The 19292-nt window shown below is 61.8% G+C and carries 16 protein-coding genes and 1 pseudogene; 12 read left to right on the forward strand and 5 right to left on the reverse strand.

Annotated elements, in window-relative coordinates:
- Nucleotides 1-37 precede the first annotated feature (37 nt).
- Together purF and MHI61_RS16240 are read left to right on the forward strand one after the other, a co-directional pair.
- Nucleotides 38-1527, forward strand: a pseudogene (purF, locus tag MHI61_RS16235) (amidophosphoribosyltransferase).
- Between the two features lie 80 nt (nucleotides 1528-1607).
- On the forward strand, nucleotides 1608-2348 hold the full coding sequence (locus MHI61_RS16240; protein WP_004680489.1) for an SDR family NAD(P)-dependent oxidoreductase: 741 nt from the start codon (nucleotides 1608-1610) through the stop codon (nucleotides 2346-2348).
- Between the two features lie 9 nt (nucleotides 2349-2357).
- Here the strand turns inward: MHI61_RS16240 and MHI61_RS16245 are convergent, their stop codons facing one another.
- A complete protein-coding gene (locus tag MHI61_RS16245) occupies nucleotides 2358-3110 on the reverse strand; it encodes a glycoside hydrolase family 25 protein (protein ID WP_239792703.1) in 753 nt (250 codons plus the stop codon).
- 288 nt (nucleotides 3111-3398) lie between these two features.
- Here MHI61_RS16245 and cysS point away from each other — a divergent pair, with 288 nt between their 5' ends.
- The 7 genes from cysS (at nucleotide 3399) to rarD (ending at nucleotide 10300) form a co-directional block, all read left to right on the forward strand.
- Entirely contained in the window at nucleotides 3399-4790 is a 1392-nt protein-coding gene (cysS, locus tag MHI61_RS16250) for a cysteine--tRNA ligase (protein ID WP_239792704.1), read from the forward strand.
- 208 nt (nucleotides 4791-4998) lie between these two features.
- Entirely contained in the window at nucleotides 4999-5475 is a 477-nt protein-coding gene (locus MHI61_RS16255; protein WP_239792705.1) for a GFA family protein, read from the forward strand.
- Nucleotides 5476-5480: 5 nt separating this feature from the next.
- Nucleotides 5481-5960: a GFA family protein gene (locus MHI61_RS16260; protein WP_239792852.1), complete on the forward strand. Its 480-nt coding sequence runs from the start codon at nucleotides 5481-5483 to the stop codon at nucleotides 5958-5960.
- Nucleotides 5957-6433 (forward strand): GFA family protein, encoded by a 477-nt coding sequence (locus tag MHI61_RS16265; protein ID WP_239792706.1) that lies wholly within the window; start codon nucleotides 5957-5959, stop codon nucleotides 6431-6433. The genes MHI61_RS16260 and MHI61_RS16265 overlap by 4 nt, the downstream gene beginning before the upstream one ends.
- Nucleotides 6430-7392: a prolyl aminopeptidase gene (gene pip, locus MHI61_RS16270; RefSeq protein ID WP_239792707.1), complete on the forward strand. Its 963-nt coding sequence runs from the start codon at nucleotides 6430-6432 to the stop codon at nucleotides 7390-7392. The genes MHI61_RS16265 and pip overlap by 4 nt, the downstream gene beginning before the upstream one ends.
- A gap of 210 nt (nucleotides 7393-7602) precedes the next feature.
- On the forward strand, nucleotides 7603-9219 hold the full coding sequence (cimA, locus tag MHI61_RS16275; RefSeq protein ID WP_239792708.1) for a citramalate synthase: 1617 nt from the start codon (nucleotides 7603-7605) through the stop codon (nucleotides 9217-9219).
- 163 nt (nucleotides 9220-9382) lie between these two features.
- Nucleotides 9383-10300, forward strand: a complete 918-nt coding sequence (gene rarD, locus MHI61_RS16280; RefSeq protein ID WP_239792709.1) for an EamA family transporter RarD — start codon at nucleotides 9383-9385, stop codon at nucleotides 10298-10300.
- 33 nt (nucleotides 10301-10333) lie between these two features.
- Here the strand turns inward: rarD and MHI61_RS16285 are convergent, their stop codons facing one another.
- The 3 genes from MHI61_RS16285 to MHI61_RS16295 form a co-directional block, all read right to left on the reverse strand.
- Entirely contained in the window at nucleotides 10334-11266 is a 933-nt protein-coding gene (locus MHI61_RS16285; protein ID WP_239792710.1) for a hypothetical protein, read from the reverse strand.
- 95 nt (nucleotides 11267-11361) lie between these two features.
- On the reverse strand, nucleotides 11362-12369 hold the full coding sequence (locus MHI61_RS16290) for an alpha/beta hydrolase (RefSeq protein WP_345774872.1): 1008 nt from the start codon (nucleotides 12367-12369) through the stop codon (nucleotides 11362-11364).
- Nucleotides 12362-13255, reverse strand: a complete 894-nt coding sequence (locus MHI61_RS16295; RefSeq protein ID WP_239792712.1) for an MBL fold metallo-hydrolase — start codon at nucleotides 13253-13255, stop codon at nucleotides 12362-12364. Before MHI61_RS16295 ends, MHI61_RS16290 begins: the two co-directional genes overlap by 8 nt.
- Before the next feature lie 88 nt (nucleotides 13256-13343).
- Between MHI61_RS16295 and MHI61_RS16300 the strand changes: the two genes are divergently transcribed.
- Complete coding sequence (locus MHI61_RS16300; RefSeq protein ID WP_275593093.1) at nucleotides 13344-14279, forward strand: LysR family transcriptional regulator; 936 nt, start codon at nucleotides 13344-13346, stop codon at nucleotides 14277-14279.
- Nucleotides 14280-14322: 43 nt separating this feature from the next.
- On the opposite strand, the gene MHI61_RS16305 is transcribed toward MHI61_RS16300, so the two are convergent.
- Nucleotides 14323-14946 (reverse strand): TIGR00730 family Rossman fold protein, encoded by a 624-nt coding sequence (locus tag MHI61_RS16305; RefSeq protein WP_239792714.1) that lies wholly within the window; start codon nucleotides 14944-14946, stop codon nucleotides 14323-14325.
- Nucleotides 14947-15101: 155 nt separating this feature from the next.
- Between MHI61_RS16305 and MHI61_RS16310 the strand changes: the two genes are divergently transcribed.
- Nucleotides 15102-17111, forward strand: coding sequence for a LysM peptidoglycan-binding domain-containing protein (locus MHI61_RS16310; RefSeq protein WP_239792715.1), 2010 nt, complete (start codon nucleotides 15102-15104; stop codon nucleotides 17109-17111).
- A gap of 197 nt (nucleotides 17112-17308) precedes the next feature.
- Complete coding sequence (locus MHI61_RS16315) at nucleotides 17309-19186, forward strand: ABC transporter ATP-binding protein/permease (RefSeq protein ID WP_239792716.1); 1878 nt, start codon at nucleotides 17309-17311, stop codon at nucleotides 19184-19186.
- Nucleotides 19187-19292 lie beyond the last annotated feature (106 nt).

The raw sequence follows: 19292 nt of genomic DNA on the forward strand, positions 1-19292 counted from the left end.
TGCCGATCCATTCTTGTGAGAGCAGAGGCCCGCAGAAATGAACCAGTCCCATTCCTTCCCGACCGACGATCCGCTCGACGGAGATACGCTGCACGAAGAATGCGGCGTTTTCGGAATTCTGGGACATCCCGATGCCGCCGCACTCACGGCTCTCGGCCTGCATGCCCTGCAGCATCGCGGACAGGAAGCGGCCGGCATCGTCTCCTTCGACGGCAAGCGCTTCTACCAGGAGCGCCATATGGGCCTGGTCGGCGACCACTATACCAATCCGATGACGCTCGCCCGCCTGCCGGGCAGCATATCGATCGGCCATACCCGCTACTCCACAACAGGCGAAGTGGCCATGCGCAACGTGCAGCCACTCTTCGCCGAACTGGAAGAAGGCGGTATCGCCATTGCCCATAACGGCAATTTCACCAATGGCCTGACGCTGCGCCGCCAGATCATCGCCACCGGCGCCATCTGTCAGTCGACCTCCGATACGGAAGTCGTCCTTCATCTCATCGCCCGCTCCCGCCACGCGTCCACCTCCGACCGCTTCATCGATGCGATCCGCCAGATGGAAGGCGGCTATTCGATGCTCGCCATGACGCGCACCAAGCTGATCGCCGCGCGCGACCCGACCGGCATCCGCCCGCTCGTCATGGGCGAACTGGACGGCAAGCCGATCTTCTGCTCGGAAACCTGCGCGCTCGACATTATCGGCGCCAAGTTCATCCGCGATGTCGAAAACGGCGAAGTCATCATCTGCGAAATCCAGCCCGACGGCTCGATCAGCATCGATGCCCGCAAGCCCGGCAAGCCCCAGCCGGAGCGCCTCTGCCTGTTCGAATATGTCTATTTCGCCCGGCCGGATTCGGTCGTCGGCGGCCGCAACGTCTATACGACACGCAAGAACATGGGCATGAACCTCGCCAAGGAATCGCCGGTCGAGGCCGACGTGGTCGTGCCGGTGCCGGACGGCGGCACACCGGCGGCGCTCGGCTATGCGCAGGAAAGCGGCATTCCCTTCGAATACGGCATCATCCGCAACCATTATGTCGGCCGCACCTTCATCGAACCGACGCAGCAGATTCGCGCCTTCGGCGTGAAGCTGAAGCATTCCGCCAACCGGGCGATGATCGAAGGCAAGCGCGTCGTGCTGGTCGACGATTCCATCGTGCGCGGCACGACGTCCCTGAAGATCGTGCAGATGATCCGCGAAGCCGGCGCCCGCGAAGTTCATCTGCGCGTCGCAAGCCCGATGATCTTCTTCCCGATTTCTACGGCATCGACACGCCCGATGCCGACAAGCTGCTCGCCAACCAATATGCCGATGTCGAAGCCATGGCCAAATATATCGGCGCGGATTCGCTCGCCTTCCTGTCGATCGACGGGCTTTATCGCGCCGTCGGCGGCGAGGACCGCAATCCGGCCCGCCCGCAATTCACCGACCACTACTTCACCGGTGACTACCCGACCCGTCTGCTCGACAAGAACGGCGAGTCCATGGGCAACAAGCTTTCGATGCTTGCCAGCAACGGCTGAGCCGCTTGCCACTTTGACTTTCGCTTCCGAGGGGCCTAATTGCGCCCCTCACCTTCGCAAGCCAATCCGGAACCGGACAGATGAACATCAATCTTGAGGGCAAGATCGCACTCGTCACCGGTGCGTCGCGCGGCATCGGCTATTTCACGGCGCTGGAACTTGCCAAAGCCGGCGCCCATGTCATTGCCTGCGCACGCACGGTCGGCGGGCTCGAGGATCTCGACGATGCGATCAAGGCGGTCGGCGGCAGCGCGACACTGGTGCCCTTCGATCTTGCCGATATGAACGCGATCGATGCGCTCGGCGGCTCGATCTTCGAGCGCTGGGGCAAGCTCGACATCCTCGTCGCCAATGCCGGCGTGCTCGGCGTCATCTCGCCGATCGGCCATATCGAGGCGAAGGTGTTCGAAAAGGTGATGACCATCAACGTGACGGCGACATGGCGGCTGATCCGCTCGGTCGATCCGCTGCTCGCCCGCTCGGATGCCGGCCGCGCCGTCATCCTGTCGTCCGGGGCCGCGCACAAATGCCGCCCCTTCTGGAGCGCCTATTCCGCCTCCAAAGCTGCCGTCGAGGCGCTCGCCCGCACCTGGGCCGGCGAAACACAATCGACGCCGCTGCGCATCACCAGCGTCGATCCGGGCGCGACCCGCACGGCAATGCGGGCGCAGGCCGTGCCGGGCGAAGATCCGCAGACGCTGCCGCACCCTTCCGAGGTCGCCAAGGCGATCCTGCCGCTGCTCGGCCCCGGCGTGACGGAGACCGGCAAACTCTTCATCGTGCGTGAGAACAAGCTCGCCGATTACCGGCTGCCGGAATAGATCGACGCCTCAATTCGAAGCAACGGCCGGAAACAGGTGAGCGAAGCCCGTTTCCGACGGGCAGAGCGCGTTGAGATCCACCGCTCCCTGAATGCCATTCACTGTGCCGTTGTCGGCAAATTGCCAGATCGACCAGCCGCCGCAGCCTTCCTGTTGTGTCGGCTCCTTGAATACGCTTCGCAGCCAAAGGTAATGTTCGGGGAAGCGGGCCTCGTTGCCTTTCAGATACTGATCGAAGAATTCCTGGGTGACGTAGAAGATCGGCTTTTCCGGAAAGGTGGCTTTCAGCTCGGTGAAGAAGGCATTCACCTCCGTCGCCATTTCCTCGAGCGTCGGGACCTTGTTGCAATTGCCGACAAACTCCAGATCGACCGCGATCGGCAATGTTCCCGGCGTCTTCGGCACGGTCGCCAGGACGTTCTGCGCCTGATCCTTGCCCGGGCGGCAGAAGGTGAAGAAATGGTAGGCGCCCCTGACCACTCCGGCATCGCCGGCACGCTGCCAGTTCTCGGCGAACCTCGAATCCCGGTGGTCGCCGCCTTCGGTCGCCTTCATGATCGCAAAGCGTATGTTCGGCTGCGCCGCCACGGTCTTCCAATCGATGTCGCCCTGGTGATGGCTGACATCGATGCCCTGGATCGGATACCGAGATAAGGAAGGATTGTTGAAGCGAAGCATGCCGAAATCGTATGCGAAATATGCCGCGGATGCGACCACCAGAATTGCGGCCGCTCCGACACCCCACCGAACCACGCTCCCCACTCATTCCTCCCGTATTTTCAGCAGCTTCTCGACTGGCTACAAGTGATTTGTGCCGGGAAAATGGCGGACGCAGCGTGCCATCGGATCGTTCCTCGTCCCCTCTTGACCAAACGTCATTCCCGAGCCATAAAACGCGGCATGAAAACGGTTATCTGCATTATCTGCGGAAAGATTATTCGCTAGCGCAAGCGCTGGCCCGGCCGTTTTCGTCTCCCAAATAGTCAAGATGCGAAACGCCCCGGTCCGCCGGTTGCGATATTTTCTGAACGTGCATTTTGGGAGAGTGAAATGGGCGGCACGCCGGAACTGAAGCTGTACAACACGCTGACGCGGGAGAAATCGGTGTTTTCGCCGATCGATGCCGAGAACGTCCGCATGTATGTCTGCGGCCCGACCGTCTATGATTTCGCCCATATCGGCAATGCCAGGCCGGTCATCGTCTTCGACGTGCTGTTCCGGCTGCTGCGCCATGTTTATGGCGAGGATCACGTCACCTATGCCCGCAACATCACCGACGTCGACGACAAGATCAATGCGCGGGCGCTGAGGGACCATCCGGGCCTGCCGCTCAACGAGGCAATCCGCGCGGTCACCGAAAAGACCGAGACTCAGTTTCACGCCGATGTCGCCGAGCTCGGCTGCCTGGAGCCGAACGTCGAGCCGCGCGCCACCGACAATATCGAAGAGATGATCGAGATCATCGAGAAGCTGATCGGCAACGGCCATGCCTATGTCGCATCGGGCGAAGTGCTGTTCGACACCAGATCGATGGCGGACTACGGCCAGCTTTCGAAGCGCCCGCTCGACGAGCAGCAGGCCGGCGCCCGCGTCGCCGTTGATGCGCACAAGAAGAACCCCGGCGATTTCGTGCTGTGGAAACTGTCGAGCCACAACGAACCCGGCTGGGAGAGCCCCTGGGGCCGCGGCCGGCCCGGCTGGCACATCGAGTGCTCGGCGATGAGCCGGCGTTATCTCGGCGATGTCTTCGACATCCATGGCGGCGGGCTGGATCTGATCTTCCCGCACCATGAAAACGAGATCGCCCAGTCACGCTGCGCTCACGGCACCGAGGTGATGGCGAATGTCTGGATGCATAACGGCTTCGTGCAGGTCGAAGGCCGCAAGATGTCGAAATCCGAGGGCAATTTCGTCACCATCCACGATCTGCTGCACACGGAAAGCTTCGGCGGCCGTAAATGGCCGGGCGAGGTGCTGCGTCTTGCCATGCTGATGACGCATTACCGCGAGCCGATCGATTTCTCGATCAAGCGGCTGGAAGAGGCCGAACGGCTGCTCGCCAAATGGCCGGCGACGGAACCCGGCGACGCCAAGCCGGACGACGCTGTGCTGAACGGGCTGGCGGACGACCTCAATACTGTGGCGGCGGTGCAGGCGCTGCATGCGCTGGCGCAGGCCGCCCATACCGATGCCGCCGCCGGCGCCCGTTTTGCCGCGACGGCTTCCCTCCTCGGGGTGCTGCCGAAGAGGGCCGAAATCGACGAAGCCGTCGCAGCGGCGGTCGATGCACTGGTCGCCATGCGTTTGGAAATGCTGAAGGCGAAGAATTTTGCCGAAGCCGACAAGATCCGCGACGAGCTGACGGCGAAAGGCATTCAGCTGAAGGACGGCAAGGATCCAGCGACGGGCGAGCGGGTGACGACGTGGGAGGTGAAGCGGTGAGAGCGGTGCTTGGGTATAAGACCCCTCCCCAACCCCTCCCCACAAGGGGGAGGGGCTACGGCGCCGCGCTGCTCCGAAGCGACTTCACGCCAATTGCAAACATTCGAGACGGAAACGAAGACGGCGCCACGAGAGAGCCCTCCCCCTTGTGGGGAGGGTTGGGAGGGGTTTTCTTTTGCTCATCGACGTCGCTGCAGGAGGACCTGCCATGACCAGCCATACCGGCGGCTGCCAATGCGGTGCGATCCGCTTCCGCGTCAGCGGCGAACTCAAGGATTCGTCGATCTGTCATTGCCGCATGTGCCAGAAGGCGTTCGGGGCTTACTATGCGCCGCTTGTCTCGGTGCGCGGCGCCGATTTGCAATGGACACGCGGCGAGCGGAAAAAGTTCCACTCTTCCAATTTCGTCGAGCGTGGCTTCTGCGGTAACTGCGGCACGCCGCTGACCTATGAAGCGCCAGACGGAATGGCGATTGCTGCGGGCGCCTTCGACGATCCGTCGTCGCTGCCGCCGACCATTCAATGGGGGGTGGAAGGCAAGCTCGGCTTCGTCGATCGCCTGCACGAACTGCCGGGAGAGCGGACCGAGGCCGATCTGACGGCAGGCTCCTTCCTGCACGAACTCGTTTCCTATCAACATCCCGACCATGACACGCAGGTCTGGCCACCGGAGGATCGCGCTTGAGCGAAATGACGAAACAGGCCGGAGGATGCCAATGCGGCGCGGTTCGTTATCGCGCCCGCGGCGAACTCGGCTATCCCCATATCTGCCACTGCCGCATGTGCCAGAAGGCGGCCGGCAACTATTTCCTGCCGCTTGCGGCCGCCATGCGCGAGGATTTCGAGCTGACGCGCGGCGCACCGAAATGGTTCCGGTCCTCGGATCTGGTGCGGCGCGGGTTCTGCAGCGATTGCGGCACGCCGCTGTTTTACGACATCCCGGGCGCTACCTTCATCAATATCACGCTTGGCTCGCTCGATGAGCCCGATGCGGTCAAGCCCGTGATGCAATCGAGCACGGGGCGCAAGATGTCCTGGTTTCACACGCTGGACGGCCTGCCGGTGGAGCCGCAGCCTGAAACGCCCGACCGCGAGAACGCGATCGCGGCAAGCAACCATCAGCACCCCGACCACGATACGAAAAGCTGGCCATTCGGAGAACGCCTATGACGGATAGGATAAGAACAGGCGGATGCCAGTGCGGCGCCGTGCGTTTCCGCATCGCAGGCGAACTGGGGCGACCTTCGATCTGCCATTGCCGCATGTGCCAGAAGCAGTTCGGCGGCTTCTTTTCCGCGCTGGTCACGGCACCCGAAGAAGGAATGGAGTGGACGCGCGGCGAGCCGAGCTACTTTCAGTCCTCCGTTAATATCGACCGCGGCTTCTGCAGCAATTGCGGTACGCCGATGATCTATCGTCATCCTGGTGGCCTGGAGCTTGCGATCGGCACGTTCGACGACCGCGGCGATCTCGCGCCGCAGATCCAGGTCAATTACGACGCCCGACTGCCCTGGGTCGAGACGATCTTCGAAGCCCCGGTGCACAAGGACCCGGATTTCTATGCCCGACAGGAGGCGATCATCTCCTTTCAGCACCCCGATCACGACACCCAAGTCTGGCCCGAAAAAGGCGTGAAGATATGACCGAAATCCTGCGCACCCTCTATCCCGAAATCGAAGCCTATGCCTCCGGTCATCTCGATGTCGGCGACGGCCATGTGATCTATTGGGAGCGATCGGGAACACCCGGCGCCAAGCCCGTCGTCTTCCTGCATGGCGGCCCGGGCGGCGGCTTCTCGCCGGCCCACCGCCGGCTGTTCGATCCGGCCCTCTACGACGTCATGCTGTTCGACCAGCGCGGCTGCGGACGGTCGACGCCGCATGCCGAGCTCAATGCCAACACGACATGGGACCTCGTCGCCGATATCGAGCGCCTGCGTGAAATGGCCGGCGTGGAGACCTGGCAGGTGTTCGGCGGCTCCTGGGGCTCGACGCTGGCGCTCGCTTATGCCGAAAAGCATCCGGAGCACGTCTCCGAGCTCATCCTGCGCGGCATCTATACGCTGACCAAAGCCGAACTCGACTGGTACTATCAGTTCGGCGTCTCGGAGATGTTCCCGGACAAGTGGGAGCGCTTCATCGCTCCGATCCCAACGGAAGAGCGGCATGAGATGATGCAGGCCTATCATCGCCGCCTGACGCATGAGGACAGAAACGTGCGCCTTGCGGCCGCGCAGGCCTGGAGCATCTGGGAAGGCGAAACGATCACGCTGCTGCCCGAGCCTTCAACGAGCGGCAAGTTCGAGGAGCCGGAATTCGCCTATGCATTCGCCCGCATCGAGAACCATTTCTTCGTCAATGCCGGCTGGATGGACGAAGGACAGCTGATCCGCGACGCCGGCAGGCTGAAGGATATTCCCGGCGCCATCGTGCATGGCCGCTACGACATGCCCTGCCCGGCCAAATATGCCTGGCTGCTGCACAAGGCCTGGCCGAAGGCGGAGTTCCACCTGATCGAAGGTGCCGGCCATGCCTATTCGGAGCCCGGGATTCTCGATCGGCTGATCCGGACGACAGACAAGTTTGCCGGGAAGCTGGATTGATGCGGCACGCCGTGGCAACCCCCTCTGCCCTGCCGGGCATCTCCCCCACAAGGAGGGAGATCGGCTGGGCGCAAGCTCCTTGCCAGAGCCGCGATGGTTTGCGCAACAGCTTGGCAGTTTTCCGATCTCCCCCCTTGTGGGGGAGATGCCCGGCAGGGCAGAGGGGGGTAAGCCCGGCATAAAAACAGTCAATGCCTGGGAGGCATTTTGGTGACCAAGGAAAAAATCTACCTCTTCGACACGACGCTCCGGGACGGGCAGCAGACGCCCGGCATCGATTTTTCCGTCGAGGACAAGATTGCGATCGCCGCCATGCTGGATGAGTTCGGCTTCGACTATGTCGAGGGCGGCTATCCCGGCGCCAATCCGACCGACACCGCCTTTTTCAGCGAGAAGCGCACCAGCGAAGCGACCTTCGTCGCCTTCGGCATGACGAAGCGGGCGGGCGTTTCGGTCTCCAACGATCCGGGCCTTGCCGGGCTGCTGCAGGCGAAATCCGACGCCATCTGTTTCGTCGCCAAGAGCTGGGATTACCATGTCGCGGTGGCGCTCGGTTGCACCAATGAGGAAAACCTCGAAAGCATCGCCGAAAGCGTCAAGGCGGCGGTCGGCGCCGGCAAGGAGGCGATCGTCGATTGCGAGCACTTCTTCGATGGTTTCAAGGCCAATCCGGCCTATGCGCTCGCCTGCGCCAAGACCGCCTATGAGGGCGGCGCCCGCTGGGTCGTGCTCTGCGACACCAATGGCGGCACGCAGCCGCCGGAAATCCGTGCCATCGTCGAGGCGGTGATCGCAGCCGGCGTTCCCGGCCGCTATCTTGGTATCCATGCCCATAACGACACCGGCCAGGCCGTCGCCAATTCACTCGCAGCGGTCGAAGCCGGCGTCCGGCAGATCCAGGGCACGCTGAACGGCATCGGCGAACGCTGCGGCAATGCCAATCTGGTGACGCTGATCCCGACGCTGGCGCTGAAGAGTGCCTACAACACACGGTTCGAAACGGCGATCGACGAGGAGCGGCTGCTCAACCTCACCCGGCTGTCGCATGCCTTCGACGAGCTGCTCAACCGCTCGCCCGACCACCAGATGCCCTATGTCGGCGCTTCCGCCTTCGCCACCAAGGCCGGCATCCACGCATCGGCGCTGCTGAAGGACCCGAAGACCTATGAACATGTGCCGCCGGAAAGCGTCGGCAATTTCCGAAAGGTCATGGTCTCCGACCAGGGCGGCAAGGCGAACTTCATCAATGCGCTGAAGCGGCGCGGCATCACCGTCGCCAAGGACGATCCGAAGCTCGATCTCTTGATCTCGATCGTCAAGGAACGGGAATCCATCGGCTACGCCTATGAGGGCGCCGATGCAAGCTTCGAGCTCTTGGCGCATCGCACGCTCGGCACCATCCCGGAATTCTTCACCATCGAAGGCTTCCGGGTGATGATCGAGCGCCGCTTCGACAGTCTCGGCCGCGTGAAGATCGTCTCGGAGGCGGTGGTCAAGATCACCATCGACGGACAGACGCTGATGTCGGTTGCCGATGCCGAAGGCCCGGTCAACGCGCTCGACCTGGCGCTGCGCAAGGATTTCGGCAAATACCAGCACGAGATCGACGATCTAGTGCTCGCCGATTTCAAGGTGCGTATCCTCAATGGCGGCACGGAGGCGATCACCCGCGTGCTGATCGAATCCACCGACAGCGACGGCGTGCGCTGGTGGACGGTCGGCGTCTCGGAGAACATCATCGACGCCTCGTTCCAGGCGCTGATGGATTCCGTCATCTACAAGCTGATGAAGAACCGCCAGCTGGCGGGCAAGATCGCGGCGGAATAAATCTGTTCCGCCGGTTCTGCGAGGCGGCGGATGCCGTCATCTTCCGCCCATGCCGCGTTTCCGCTTCAAATCCTCTCACTCTTCATTCAACGAAATGAATTGGCCTATTCACGGCGCTTAAGCTAGGCCGGATCAGAAGAAGAACAAAGATGGAAACACGCCGATGTCGACCGATATATCCGTTCCGCTGGCCAAGAACGAAGACAGTCCGCGCGGTTTCGCCTTCGCGCTGACGGCCTATCTGCTCTGGGGCTTCCTGCCGTTCTATATGAAGGCACTGGCGCATATCCCGCCGGCCGAAGTCATCGCCCACCGCATCGTCTGGTCGCTGCCGCTGGCCGGCATCGTGTTGCTCCTGCTCGGGCGTACCGGAGATATCAGCGCAGCGCTGCGTTCACCGCGCATGCTGGCCATGGGGGCGCTGACGGCGTCGCTGATCACCGTCAACTGGGGCACCTATGTCTGGGCGATCGGCGCCGGCCACTCACTCGATGCAGCACTTGGCTATTTCATCAATCCGCTGTTCAGCATCTTTCTCGGCGCAGTGCTTCTCAAGGAGAAGCTGCAGCCGCTGCAGATCGCGGCGATCGCGCTTGCCGCACTTGCGGTCGCCATTCTCGCATTCGACAGCGGCGGCATTCCGTGGGTGGCGCTGACGCTGGCCGTCAGCTGGGGTTTCTATGCCTTGCTCCGCAAGACCCTGCCGCTCGGACCCAATCAGGGTTTCTTCCTCGAGGTTCTGATCCTCAGCGGGCCGGCGCTCGTCTACATCCTCTATCTCGAATTCAGCAGCGGCCTCGGCCATTTCTACCGCACCGGCCTTGCCGATACGACCATGCTGCTCTGCTGCGGCGTCGTCACTGCCGTGCCGCTGATGATCTATGCCAACGGCGCAAAGCTGCTGAAACTTTCGACGATCGGCATCATGCAGTATATCGCGCCGACGATGATCTTCCTGATCGCCGTCTTCGCCTTTCGCGAGCCACTGAGCACGGCGCGTATGATCGCCTTTCCGCTGATCTGGGCCGGGCTGTTCTTCTATAGCTGGTCGATGCTCAAAGGGAGCCGCGGAAGGAGGTAGCCGTTGTGCTCGTCGCAACCCGACCGACTTGGCTCAAAGCCAGGATAGCAAAGCAGTGCGGACCAGGATTCCGGCCAAGGCGCTGAAAACTGCGACGCCCGCAACCGAACGGAGCGCCGGCACCGAAGCGATAAGAATGGAGAGGCCGGGAAGGTCGAGAGGGTTTAGCAGAAATGCGGATCCGTGAATGATTTTCTCTGGCGGAAGACTCAGTTCCTTGTGGGCGTCGAGTAACAGCGTGACCGTTGCGCTCGATCCTGCCAGGCATTTTGTGAGGAAGAACAGGACATCCTGCTGCGAGGCGCCGAGCAGCTGAAGCAATGGCTGCGCAACGGACGTGAAGGCCGAAAGTGCGCCTGTGCTTTGGGTAAGCCCTACCAGAGCAAGTGAGATCACAAGCATCGGCAGGATCGCAGCAATGACGCCAATGGCATCTGCGCCACCGCGATTAATCGAGGCCAGCAGATCGCGCCTGCCGACGTCGTGGTCATCCGTCCTGTCGCAGGAACTGATCTTTCCAGGCAAGGAACGGCGGCCGACGATCCAGCCGGCGAGAGTGGACGCAACGAGCGCTCCGCAAATGCCGTTTATTATGATCGAGCCCGGATCGACACCGAGGCTTGCGAGCGGAAAACTGGCATTCGCCGGCGCCGCCGCAAGCACCGCGGCAAAGGCGGCGGCCATAAATTTCTCCGATGTTCTTTTATGCGCCATCAGCGTTAGGGCGGCGACCGGGGCAGCCGAACTCACGAGGCTGAGCTGGATGATTGACAAGACCCCCAAACCGTCCAGACCGAAAAGTCCGAACAGCGGGTTTACCTTGCCGGCGATTGATCGCAGTGCGCTCACGCTCTCGAGGTAGCGCATCAGCGAAAATGTCACGATCATGAGAGGCAGAAAGGTGAATATCGCGATGTCGACGGCACTTCGCCCGGCATCCAGGATGGCGGTGATCAGAATTGTCATGGAAACGGATGGCTCGATGGCCGTGTGAACGCGCGGCCGGCTTGATGGAGAAAGACGGCTCCGGATTTAATGCCGGAGCCTGGTCGTTCAGAACTCTATTCCGGTTTGAAAGCTTCATCGAAGAAGCGGACGACCTCGGCATAGGCTTGCATGCGGTGGCTTTCCATGAGGGCGAGATGTGTCGCCTCCCCGATTTCCACCCATCGCCTGTAGGAGGCGCCGGTCAGCTGCTCGAAATAGACCCGCGCCAGATCAAGTGGAACGTCAATGTCCCATTCGCCGTGCAACAGCAGAACCGGCGCGCGAATCTCGCTCGGCTGATAATATGGGGTACCGGCTCTCCAGTAGGTGCGGATATCTTGGATCGGCCCGTTGGTGGCGCGAAGTTTGCCTTGCTCCCTATCATCTGGCGCCGTCTCCTCCGAGAGGGTGAATTCCGACCAAAGATCGAACCAGCCCTCGGGCACAAGACGGTCACGCGCGTATTCGGGTGCGGTGCCCAGCCAACGCGCCAGCGCCGCTTTGACGGGAACAAGCCTGTAGGAGCCGAGGGCACCGCCCTGGTCGATGGGGATGGGAACGTCACTCAGCCATTGTGGCGCAAGCAGCGCAAGCTTGACCACCTTGTCGGCGTTGCGAGCGGCATATGCGCCGGCCACGGTACCGCCCCACGACATTGCGAACACGTTGACAGCCTTCAGGCCCCGAAGCCGAAGCACGAAATCGACAGCCGTTGCGAAGTCGGTGACGCCCGTGTCGGTGGAAACAAGCGGCGGGTTGAGATCGGCCTCCGCCTGCATTTCCGGTGGGCGGGTCGATTTTCCATAGCCCCGGACATCGACGGCAAACACGTCGAACCCTTGATGCGCGAGGAAGTCGATGAACGACATTCCATTGAAGGGAACGTCGTAAAGACTTCCGGATGAGAAGGTCGCTCCATGCACCATCACGATTGTTTTCTCTGCAAGAAAGACTTTGTGGTCCTTCCTTCGCTTATTGCGCAGATAGAGCTTGATGCCCTCGGTTCCGCTGTCGACGTAATGCTCGTCGAACATGACCTGACTGGCGTCAAAAGCTGACGATGCGAGTTCGTTGTTAGACATAGGACCACCTGAATTTTTCGCCGTCGCGGGTGACATAACCAGCAGACGAACCGGGGAAATGCGTGGAGAAGTACATGGCGCGATTATCAGCTGCGAGTTCGAGGACGCGCCGTCTGGACTGGGCAGCTTGATCCAGGAATTCGCAGAAGACCGTGTTGAGGTCGGGCCGTTCCACTTGGATCGGATGGTGCATGACATCGCCGGCGAAGATTGCCGCTTCGTTGTCCGCCTCCAGCATAACGGACATATGGCCGATGCTGTGCCCAGGCGTCGGCAAGAAGATGAATCGGTCGAGGAAAGGACCGCCTGCGCTGTCGATGAAATCGGCAAGCCCAGCCTCGATCACCGGCCTTACGCTGTCTTGATAGACGCCGAGACTGGGAATGTTGACGTCGTTGTGACTCGCCGTCGACGCGTAATATTCCTGCTCGGCGCGCGGGAAGACGTAGCGGGCGTTTTTGAAAGTCGGGGTCCATCGTCCGTCCTGGAGCACGGTATTCCAGCCGGAATGATCGACGTGGAGATGGGTATTGATGACGAAGTCGACGTCTTCGGGCTCGACACCAGCCTCATGCAGCCTATCCAGAAACGGAATGGTCTGATGATGGAAGCCGGAATTGCGCGGTCTTTCCTTGTCGTTCCCCGAACCCGTGTCGATGAGGATGACGTGGTCGGGCGTGGTGACAAGCCAGCTATGGATGCTCACTACAAGAGCGTCGCGGCCCTCTTCCATATCGACGGCGGAAAGCCGCGGCTCGACCGCCTTGATCTCCTCAGATCCGGCAGTCGGATAGAGGAATGAGGGCGGGACGTTCTGCAGATACTGCTCCTGCACCTTTCTCACTGTCGCGCCGGCAATACGATATTCCTTTCCAAGATCGCTCATGGAATTTCCTTTCGAGTTGAACTGGAACCGGGACAGCGCTGTCTTATGGCTGTGGACAGTAGGAAAGATTCATGCAACGATCAAATCGATGAATGAAATTGTCTCCATCGATCATTTCAATTTGTGGTCTTTCGACCTCAATCTGCTAGTCGCTTTCGATGCGCTCATGAAGGAGCGGAGCGTGACTAAAGCCGCTGTTCGCCTGAAAATCCAGCAGCCGGCCATGAGCCACAATCTCGGCACTCTCCGGACATTGCTTCAAGATGAGCTGTTTGTGCGTGTCGGCCAGGTCATGCAGCCGACTCATCGGGCGCTGCGTTTCGCCGAAGCCGTAGAGCAGATACTCAGCCGCACGCAGCAGGCGATCGTAACGCCGGCAACCTTCGAGCCCAATCAGGCCGAGCAGATATTCCGCATCGGCTTTTCCAGCGAGCTTGAGGTGCTGCTCGTGCCGCGTCTCGCCGCCATGTTGAACGAGACAGCCCCCGGTATCAAAGTGCTTGCGCGAGCGGTCGACCCCGAGTTGGTCCACAAGCTTCTGGACGACAATGTGATCGACCTCGGCGTCGGCTGCTATGAGGACGGCAACAACAGACATCGGCGGAGCCTGCTGTTCGAGCAATCGCTAATGTGTTGCTACAATCCCGAGCTTCTCGATCTTCCCGAAACCTTGGACCGCAAGAGCTATGTCGGGCTGAAGCATGCACTCGTTTCCCAGAAGGACGCCATCGAAGGCTGCATCGATGATGCGCTGAAGCGGATCAACGTGCGACTGGACGTGTCGGTGGCAGCGCCGGAATTCCTGACCGTGCTTACCGCTGTCATGGAAGCGCCCTTGATCGCGACCCTGCCGACCAGGATCGTGAAGCGGTATGCCGGCCTTTTCGGCCTGGCGACCGCAGAGGTTCCCCTTGATTTAACGGTGAGCCCGATATCGATGGTCTGGTCGGCGGCAAGTGATAATGATCCCGCCAATCAATGGATGCGATCTCAGGTGAAGCAGCTTGTTTCGGCCTACAGCTGAATTTGCCGACCATAGGGCTGGGCAGTCCAGGGCTCTTGCCCACCTACATCTTCGAGATCACCGCGTCCTCGCCGTCGCGATCGGCGGCGAGTTGGGCGGCCTGGGCCATGATCGCCGGAATGATGCCGGAGATGTCGTCGACGACGAGCGGCTGCACCCGGTGGGCGGTGTGCAGGAAGCCTTCGTCGGTCATATGACGCAGCAGTTCCATCATCGGATCCCAGAATCCGTTGATGTTGGCGAAGACCATCGGCTTCTCGTGGCGGCCGAGCTGAGCCCAGGTCATGATCTCGACGATCTCCTCCAGCGTGCCGATGCCGCCGGGCAGCGCGACGAAGGCATCGGAGCGCTCGAACATCGTATGTTTGCGCGCATGCATGTCAGGGGTTACAATGAGTTCGTTGAGCTGACCGAGCGAATGGCGAGTCGCTTCCATATCGATCAGGAACTCCGGGATGATGCCCGTGACCTGACCGCCGCCTGAAAGCACCCCGCTTGCAACCGCGCCCATGATGCCTTTGGTACCCCCGCCATAGACGAGGCGCAGGCCGTATTCGGCGATCTCTCTTCCGAGAGCGCGCCCGGCCGCCATGTGGGAAGGATCGCGTCCGGGCCTTGAGCCGCAGTAAACGCAGATGGATCGAATCGATACAGATTGTTCGGTCATGGAGGCGAAACAACTATTTCATTTCAATGCAGTCAAGAAAATTGACTGAAAAGCAGCGTGCCTAGCTTGTCTAATTGCTTTGAATGCTTGTGAAAAGCAACGGGAATCGCTAGCAATTTTCGGTACTACGGCAAATTGCCGCCTTGGGAGACATAATGATGAAGAACCGTGCCGGCTTGCTGGCCCTTGCAGTGCTAGTATCCGCAATCTTACTGATGGTGCTCTTTGTCATGCCGCGCATCGGCGACGATGCAACCAAGGTCGGCGACGCCATCAACCAGGCGAGCACGGAGCTCAAGAACACGGTTAACGAAGCGGCAAAGACATCGCGCTCTCCTGCTGCGGTAGCTGATCAGCTGGGCCGTCTTTCGGCCGATGCCGGCGTGGCGCTCGGCGAGCTCAAGGCGCTGTTTGCCGACGGCAAAGGCCCGACCATCGATGTCTTCACCGCCGCCAAGACCAAGACGATCAATGCGCTCACCGCACTTGCCGGCTTCACCATTCCCGAGGGCGCCGATCCCGCAACGCAAGCCGCTGCCACGAAGGCCAAGGAAGGTGGCGCCAAGGCGCTCGCCATCGTGCAGTCGCTGCCTGAAAACATCGCCGATGCGCTTGCCGCAATCGCCAGGGCCGAGGCTGCGCTGACCGGCGCCCCCGAGCCTGCAGCGGCGGCGAATGCCGGTCCGAAACTTCCCGCCTTCGACGTCCTGCGCGTCGAGCCTGACGGATCGACCGTCATTGCCGGCTCCGCCGAGCCGAACGGTAAGCTCGAAGTGCTCGACGGGGAAAAAGTGGTGACGACGGCCGACGTCGGTCCGAGCGGCGATTTCGCCGCCGTCCTCGACAATCCGCTTCCGGCCGGCGACCACCAGCTCGTGCTGAAGGTGACGGGCAAGGATGGCAAGACCACGCTTTCCGAAGAGGTCGCGACCGTTTCCGTGCCGAAGGACGGCAATGGCGCCAATCTGCTCGCCATGGTCTCCAAGCCCGGCACCGCAAGCCGTATCATCACGGCGCCGACGGGCGGAACCGAAGTCGCCGACGCCTCCCATCCGGCGGTGCCGCCGGCAACCGGCGAGACTGCGGCAGCTGCACCGAGCGGTGAGCTGGCGCTGCAGACGCCTGGCCTGCCCAATGCCGCCGCCGGCGGCACGGCAGCAGCCCCGGCCGTTCCCGGCGCGGCGGAAACCGACAAGGCCACCGCGCCTGACGTGATGGTCAACGCCGTCGAGATCGAGGGCAACAAGATCTTCATCGCCGGCACGGCGCGCGCCAACGCCAAGGTCCTCGGTTATGCCGACGACAACCTCGTCGGCCAGGACACAGCCGGTGCCGACGGACATTTCATTATCGACGGCGTGATGGCGCTCTCGGTCGGCGACCACAAGATTCGCGTCGATGTCGTCGACCCCGCGGGCAAGGTGATCGTGCGCGCGGCAGTGAATTTCAATCGCCCGGCAGGCGATCAGGTGAGGGTTGCCGCTCAATCCGGTCCCGTCGATGTGAACGGGGCTTCGTCGATGGTGCCGCTCGACGAAGGTGAGCTCGGTAAGCGCAAGGCCGAGGCCGGCAAAGCCTTCGGCCTGCTGAAGGGGCTGTTTACCGATGGCAAGCTGCCGGGCGCCGAACAGCTTGCGGCGGCGCGCTCGGCGACGGAATTCGCGCTGCGCTCGCTCGCCGACTTCCGCCCGGCCGCCGACGCGTCCGACCCCGTGAAGCAAGCCTCCGGCGCTGCCTCGCAGACCGCTTCCAATGCGTTGAAAATCCTGCAGGGGCTGCCGCAGGACGCGAAGTCGGTCGGCGCCGCGCTCGACCGGCTCGGCGCGCTGATCGCCGACCTCACCGCTGCACCCGCGCCGGCCGCACCCGCATCCGCAGCACCGGCTGCCAACGAGGCTGCCGGCAACCAGCCGAAGACGATCGAACAGGCGCCGCTGACGGCCGACAACGCAGCGGTCATCATTCGCCGCGGCGACACGCTGTGGCAGATCTCGCGCCGGACCTATGGCCTCGGCGTGCGCTACACGACGATCTACATCGCCAACGAGGACAAGATCATCGATCCCGACCGCATCCGCCCCGGCCAGATCTTCGGCCTGCCGAAGGATGCCTTGCCGAATGCCGAGGAACTGCACCGCAAACGTCTTTCCGACCGGCATCTCTAAACATAGCAGAACAACATGATCGGGCCGGGCGGGATAACCGCCCGGCCCGGCTTTTCCTGAACCCTGCAGTTGTTGTATTCATCCGCCCGGCACCCTATCTGGCGGTGACAGGGAAACGCTTTCGAGCACGTCCCGCTCGCGCTTTGCCAGCATCAATACAGGCGACCACGGCAATCCCGACCGGGCTGGAGACACGCATGGCAAACGGCAAGACTGTCTCGGAATCCCACCTGCTCAGCACGCTTCTCAACCTCTGGCCCTTTATGTGGCCGGCCGGCCGGCCCGACCTCAAGATGCGCGTCGTCTGGGCCTCGGTTTATCTCCTGATCTCCAAGTTCGTCCTGCTGCTCGTCCCCTATTTCTTCAAATGGTCGACTGACGCGCTGAACGGCAGGATGGATCTGGCCGGCACCGTGCCGCCGCTGCTTGCAGGCGCGATCGCGCTTGTCATCGCCTATAACGTCACCCGGCTGATCCAACTCGGCCTCAACCAGCTGCGCGACGCGCTGTTTGCCAGCGTCGGGCAACATGCGGTGCGCCAGCTCGCCTACAGGACCTTCGTGCACATGCACGAGCTGTCGCTGCGTTTCCATCTGGAACGCAAGACCGGCGGTCTCTCGCGCATCATCGAGCGCGGCACCAAGGGCATCGAGACGATCGTGCGCTTCACGATCCTCAATTCGGTCCCGACCGTCATCGAATTCCTGCTGACGGCCGCGATCTTCTGGTGGGGTTACGGCTTTTCCTATCTCGCCGTCACCGCCTTTACGGTCTGGGCCTATATCTGGTTCACGATCCGTGCATCCGACTGGCGCATCGCCATCCGCCGGTCGATGAACGACAGCGATACCGACGCCAACACCAAGGCGATCGACTCCCTTCTCAACTTCGAGACCGTCAAATATTTCGGCAACGAGGAGATGGAAGCCAAGCGCTTCGACAAATCGATGGAGCGCTACGAGAAAGCGGCGACCGATGTCTGGACCTCGCTCGGCTGGCTGAACTTCGGCCAGGGCGTGATTTTCGGCATCGGCACAACGATCATGCTGGTGCTGTCGGCGCTGGCCGTCCAGCGCGGCGAGCAGACGGTCGGCGATTTCGTCTTCGTCAATTCGATGCTGCTGCAGCTCTCCGCGCCGCTCAATTTCATCGGCTTCGTCTACCGCGAAATCCGTCAGGGGCTGACGGATATCGAGCAGATGTTCGATCTCCTGGAGGTGAAGGCCGAGGTCAACGACGCGCCCGATGCGACGGAGCTTAGGATCGGCCAGGGCGCGATCTCCTTCAAGGACGTGCACTTCGCCTACGACCCGGCCCGTCCGATCCTCAAGGGGATTTCCTTCGACGTGCCGGCCGGCAAGACGGTCGCCGTCGTCGGCCCGTCGGGTGCGGGCAAATCGACGCTGTCGCGGCTGCTCTATCGTTTCTACGATATTCAGAGCGGCACGATCACGGTCGACGGCCAGGATATCCGCACGGTGACGCAGAAGAGCCTGCGCTCGGTGATCGGCATGGTGCCGCAGGATACCGTGCTCTTCAACGACACCGTTGCCTACAACATCCGCTACGGCCGCACGTCGGCCAGCGATAGCGAGGTCTTTGCCGCGGCCGAGGTGGCGCAGATCGCGCATTTCATCGAAATGCTGCCAGAGGGTTTCGAAACGAAAGTCGGCGAGCGCGGACTCAAGCTTTCGGGCGGCGAGAAGCAGCGGGTGGCGATCGCCCGCACCATCCTCAAGTCGCCGCCGATTCTCATCCTCGACGAAGCGACATCGGCGCTCGACACGACAACGGAACGGGAAATCCAGACGGCGCTCGACCTGGTTTCGAAGAACCGGACGACGCTGGTCATCGCCCACCGGCTGTCCACCGTCATCAGCGCCGACGAGATCATCGTGTTGAAAAGCGGCGAGATCGCCGAGCGCGGAACGCATGCCGCATTGATTGATAAAAACGGTCTCTATGCCTCGATGTGGAACCGCCAGCGCGAGGCCACACAGGCCGAGGAGCTCCTGAAACAGGTGCGCGAAAGCGACGATATGGGCGTGATCGCGCGGCTTGCGCCGGCGAACTGATTGGGGAACCAGACGCCGGTACAGGCTTTTGTTGTTCAGAACCCCGGCAGTCGAACGGGGGCCGAGGCCGCAGCATTGCCCCGGAGGCGGTTTTTCGCTAACCAGC

Origin of the sequence: Rhizobium sp. K102, from assembly GCF_022385315.1 — a bacterium.
GTDB classification, from domain to species: Bacteria; Pseudomonadota; Alphaproteobacteria; order Rhizobiales; family Rhizobiaceae; genus Rhizobium; species Rhizobium croatiense.